Origin of the sequence: Actinomadura rubrisoli, assembly GCF_004349215.1 — a bacterium.
Taxonomy (GTDB): domain Bacteria; phylum Actinomycetota; class Actinomycetes; order Streptosporangiales; family Streptosporangiaceae; genus Spirillospora; species Spirillospora rubrisoli.
This window is the reverse complement of the sequence record NZ_SMKU01000541.1, coordinates 1-4,006: the sequence shown is the minus strand read 5'-3', so window position 1 is coordinate 4,006 and position 4,006 is coordinate 1. Positions and strand designations below refer to the sequence as shown.

Genomic DNA, 4,006 nt, shown 5'->3' with positions numbered 1-4,006 from the left:
GGGTGTGGGGGGTCGTCCCCCCACCGGAGACGGGCCCGTAGTGGCCATAGCGCAGATCCGTCACGGACGGTGGCGGGGCGGCGGGCGGCGGCCCCCAGTCCCCGCGCGTGCCGTCCCCGCGCGACGGCAACGTGACAATGAACTCGCTCATGCCGCAACACCCTCCGCGGCCAGGCGTTCGCGGGCGAGGCGGAGCGGCTCGGGCGCGGCCCAGGCGTCCAGGTCCACGTCGGCGTCCAGGAAGCCGTGCACCAGCAGGAAGTCCTTCTGGACGCGCAGGAGGGCGAGCCGCTCGTCCGACAGGTCGGGGTGCAGCGAGCGGTGGAAGTCGCCCCGGTACGCGGTGGCGACGCCCTCGGCGCCCGAGCGGGTCTCGCCGGCGAGGATCTCGCGGACGGGGCCGAGGTTCCCCGCCGCCCAGTCCGCCGCCCGCAGCGTCTGCGCCAGGAACGTCACGACCAGGTCGGGCCGCTCCTCCAGCAGCCGCTCGTGGACGGTGATGGGACGCGGGGTGCCGTTGTTGACGCGGGTCCGCGGGTCCGGATGGGCGTCCAGGTCCACGGCCACGGCAAGGCCGAGCTCCCGGGCCTGGTCGGCGGCGCGCGCGCCCTTGACGTACACCGCGTCCACCTCGCCGCGCGAAAGCTGCTCAAGGCCCGGCCACGACAGCCGCCCGCCGCGCGCGTCCCGTCCGACGGACGGGGACAGCTCCGCGGGGACCTCCACGAACGTGACGTCGTCGAGGGTCAGGCCGCCCTGCGCGAGCGCGCCCTTCACCCCGTGCAGTGCCATCGCGCGCGGGAAGCTCTGCGCGCGCGTGTCGGCCCAGCCGGGCAGGGCGACCCGGGCGCCGCGCAAGCCCGCGGCGTCCTCGATCCCCGATCCGGGCCTGGTCAGGATCGACTGCCATTCCTCGATCCACGTCAGCCCGATCAGCCGCGTCGGCGTGCCCGCCGACCGCGCCGCCAGCGCGGGAACGTTCCCGCCCTCACGGAACAGCCCGAGCAGATCGTGGTCGAAGTGGTGGCGGGCCAGCTCGGGACCGGCGTCCTGGAGGACGCCGACCTCCAGCCCGGCGGCGCCGAACGCCTCGGACAGCCAGCCCTGGCGGTGCGCCAGGCCGCTGGCCGTCGGCACCGGGCAGCGGGTGAACCAGATTCTCTCTACCGAAGACACGGCACTCCTCAATGCGATGCGGAAACCGGGGCCGGGACCGGCTCGACCCCGAGATGGGACAGGAACGCCCGGCGGAGCCGGACGAGGGCCGGATCGTCGCGGTCGCGCGGGCGGGGCAGGTCGATGACCTTGTCGGCGGCGAACACCCCGCCGCGCAGCACCGCGACCCGGTCGGCCAGCCGCAGCGCCTCGTCCACGTCGTGGGTGACCAGGACGACCGCCGGGCGGTGCCGGGCGCACAGCTCCGCGACGAGGTCCTGCATCTGCAGCCGGGTGAGCGCGTCGAGGGCGGCGAACGGCTCGTCCAGCAGCAGCACCTGCGGGTCGCGGACCAGCGCCCGCGCGAGCGCCACCCGCTGCGCCTCGCCGCCCGACAGCGTCGCGGGCCAGGCCCGCTCGTGCCCCGCCAGCCCGACCTCCTCCAGCGCGCGGCGCCCCGCCTCGCGGGACGAGCGCGGCAGGCCCAGCGTCACGTTCGGCAGGACGCGCCGGGCCCGCACCAGCCGGGGCTCCTGGTAGACGGTCGTGCGGCGCGGAGCGGCCAGCACCGTCCCGCCGTCGGCGACCTGGAGGCCCGCGAGCAGGCGCAGGAGGGTGGTCTTGCCCGTGCCGCTGGGCCCGAGCAGCGCGAAGAACTCGCCGCGCCGGATCTCCAGGTCGACGCCGTCCAGGACGGTCTTCGGGCCGAACGACTTGCGCAGCCCGGCGATGCGCACGGCGACGTCGCTCATCGGGCCGCCACCTGCCCGCGCCATGGCATCGCCACCCGCTCCACGCCGCGGATCACCAGGTCGATGACCAGCCCGATCAGCGCGTAGATCAGGATGCACAGCACCATGTAGTCGTTGCGGTAGTACTGCTGCGCGAGCGTCACCAGGTAGCCGATGCCCTCGCTCGCCCCGATCTGCTCGGCGGCGATCAGGCCGGTCAGCGAGACCGACAGGCTGATCCGCAGCGCCATCAGGATGCTCGGCAGCGCGCTCGGCACGATCACCTCGGCCGCCAGCCGGGCGCCGCGCAGCCCGAAGCCGCGCGCGGCCTCCACCACCTCGCGGTCCACCCCGCGCACGCCGAGGTAGGTGTAGGCGTACATCGGCGCGGCCGTCGCCACCGCGATCAGCACGATCTTGAACGACTCGCCGACGCCGAACCAGGAGATGAACAGCGGCACCAGCGCCAGGAACGGGACGGCCCGCTTCATCTGCATCGTCGGGTCGATCAGCTCCTCGCCGAGCGCCGACAGGCCCGCCGCGATCCCGAGCAGCAGCCCGGCCCCGGCGCCGGCGAGCACGCCCAGCGCGGCCCGCCGCCCCGACGCCAGCAGGTAGTCGGTGAGCTGCCCGGTCTCGGCCAGCTCGCGCAGCGCCCCGAGCACCGCGCCCGGCCCGGTCAGCACGTCCGGCGGGATCCGGCCGCTCGCCGACCCGTACCACCAGGCCGCGACCAGCAGCACCGGCACGGCCGTCCGCACCGCGAGCGACGCCGCCGGGCGGCGCGGCCGCGTCCCGATCCGGGGCGGGACGCGCAGTTCCGCCCCCTCCTCCTCGGGCGCGACCGCCGGGTCATCGCGGACGGGCGGCGCGGGGGACCGCTCCAGCGTCATGACGCCCGCCCCGACGGGACCGGCGCGGCCGGCGCCCGCAGGTCGAAGATCACTTCGGCGGACGGGATCGCGGCGGGCAGCACGCCGTACTGGCGGAAGACGCCGGCGACGTCCTCGACGTACCTGCCGTCCACCGCGCTCGCGAAGCGGGGGACGTTCTGGAACCGGGCCTCGGTGAGGTTGTCCTGCAGCCGCGCCCCCGAGACCGCCGTCGGGCCCTTCTTGAGGAAGACGTTCTGGAACCGCTCCGGCGACCGCTTCTCCTGCTCGGTCAGCTCGCGCAGGGTGTCGAGGAGGACCTTCACGGCCTCGGGGTGCTTGCCGAGCAGTTCCGTCCGCGCGGCCCAGATGTTGAGGTCCCGGTCGGGCAGGTCGCGCCCGTTGAGCAGGACGCGGGCCCCCTTGGCGACCACCTCGGGGTAGGCGTCGACGATCGCCCACCAGGCGTCCACCTTGCCGGTGGCGAACGCCGACGCGCCCTGCACGGGGTTCAGGTAGACCCGCTTCACCTGGTCGGCGGGGATCCCGTTCTGCCGCAGCGCGAGCAGCAGCAGGTACTCGCCGCGGCCGCCCTTGTTGACCGCCACCTGCTTGCCGACCAGGTCCCTGACGGACCTGACGGGGCTGTCGGCGGGGACGACCAGGCCGTCCCTCGGGGGCGCGGACCGGTCGGTCACGGGGTCGGTGAACGAGAAGATCTTGATGTTGCGGCTGTTGGCGAGGTACCCGAGCGCGGGCGAGATCGCACCCTCCAGGACGTTCACGGACCCGGAGCGGACCGCGTCGATCGTCGCGGTGAACGAGGCGTACGAGCCGCCCCACTCCACCCGGGCGCCGACGGCCTTCAGCCGCTTGTCCAGGATCCCCTCCCGCTTGGCGTAGGCGAGCGGGCCGGCGTTCCCGGGGTCCTTGAGCTTGATCACGGCGGTGCCGCCGGAGCCGCCCCCGGCCCCGCCCGCCTCGGCCTGGCCGCCGCAGGCGGCGGCGAGGCTGAGCAGGGCGGCGGCCGCGGCGGCGGCCGCGAGACGCGATCGGTGACGGAAGTCGAACATGGTGGCGTAGCCCCTCATGTGGTCGGGCGGAACGGCGGGCCGGCGCCGGCCGCACGCCGATGGGAGCCCTGGCGGCGCCGAACGACGGCGGCCGCGGGCTCGGTACGGAGACGGTGGTGTTCGGGGGGCCGGTCGCAGGCGCGTCAGTGCGCCGGACGGGCGGACGGGGTGGGAA

The 4,006-nt window shown here is 75.2% G+C and carries 4 protein-coding genes; all 4 read right to left on the bottom strand.

The genetic code is table 11. The features are described from left to right. Positions 1–147: 147 nt before the first annotated feature. From E1298_RS44910 to E1298_RS44895, 4 genes are read right to left on the bottom strand one after another with little or no spacing between them, the layout of a single operon-like run. On the bottom strand, positions 148–1,176 hold the full coding sequence (locus tag E1298_RS44910; RefSeq protein WP_131903483.1) for an ABC transporter substrate-binding protein: 1,029 nt from the start codon (positions 1,174–1,176) through the stop codon (positions 148–150). Between the two features lie 8 nt (positions 1,177–1,184). Next, entirely contained in the window at positions 1,185–1,907 is a 723-nt protein-coding gene (locus tag E1298_RS44905; protein WP_131903482.1) for an ABC transporter ATP-binding protein, read from the bottom strand. Continuing rightward, positions 1,904–2,779, bottom strand: a complete 876-nt coding sequence (locus tag E1298_RS44900; protein ID WP_131903481.1) for an ABC transporter permease — start codon at positions 2,777–2,779, stop codon at positions 1,904–1,906. Before E1298_RS44900 ends, E1298_RS44905 begins: the two co-directional genes overlap by 4 nt. Next, positions 2,776–3,831 (bottom strand): NrtA/SsuA/CpmA family ABC transporter substrate-binding protein, encoded by a 1,056-nt coding sequence (locus E1298_RS44895; RefSeq protein WP_131903480.1) that lies wholly within the window; start codon positions 3,829–3,831, stop codon positions 2,776–2,778. Before E1298_RS44895 ends, E1298_RS44900 begins: the two co-directional genes overlap by 4 nt. Positions 3,832–4,006: the final 175 nt, after the last annotated feature.

Coding starts and splice junctions, on each gene's coding strand:
- E1298_RS44895 (WP_131903480.1), bottom strand. CDS start 3,831: ATGTTCGACTTCCGTCACCGATCGCGTCTCGCGGCCGCCGCCGCGGCC.
- E1298_RS44905 (WP_131903482.1), bottom strand. CDS start 1,907: ATGAGCGACGTCGCCGTGCGCATCGCCGGGCTGCGCAAGTCGTTCGGC.
- E1298_RS44900 (WP_131903481.1), bottom strand. CDS start 2,779: ATGACGCTGGAGCGGTCCCCCGCGCCGCCCGTCCGCGATGACCCGGCG.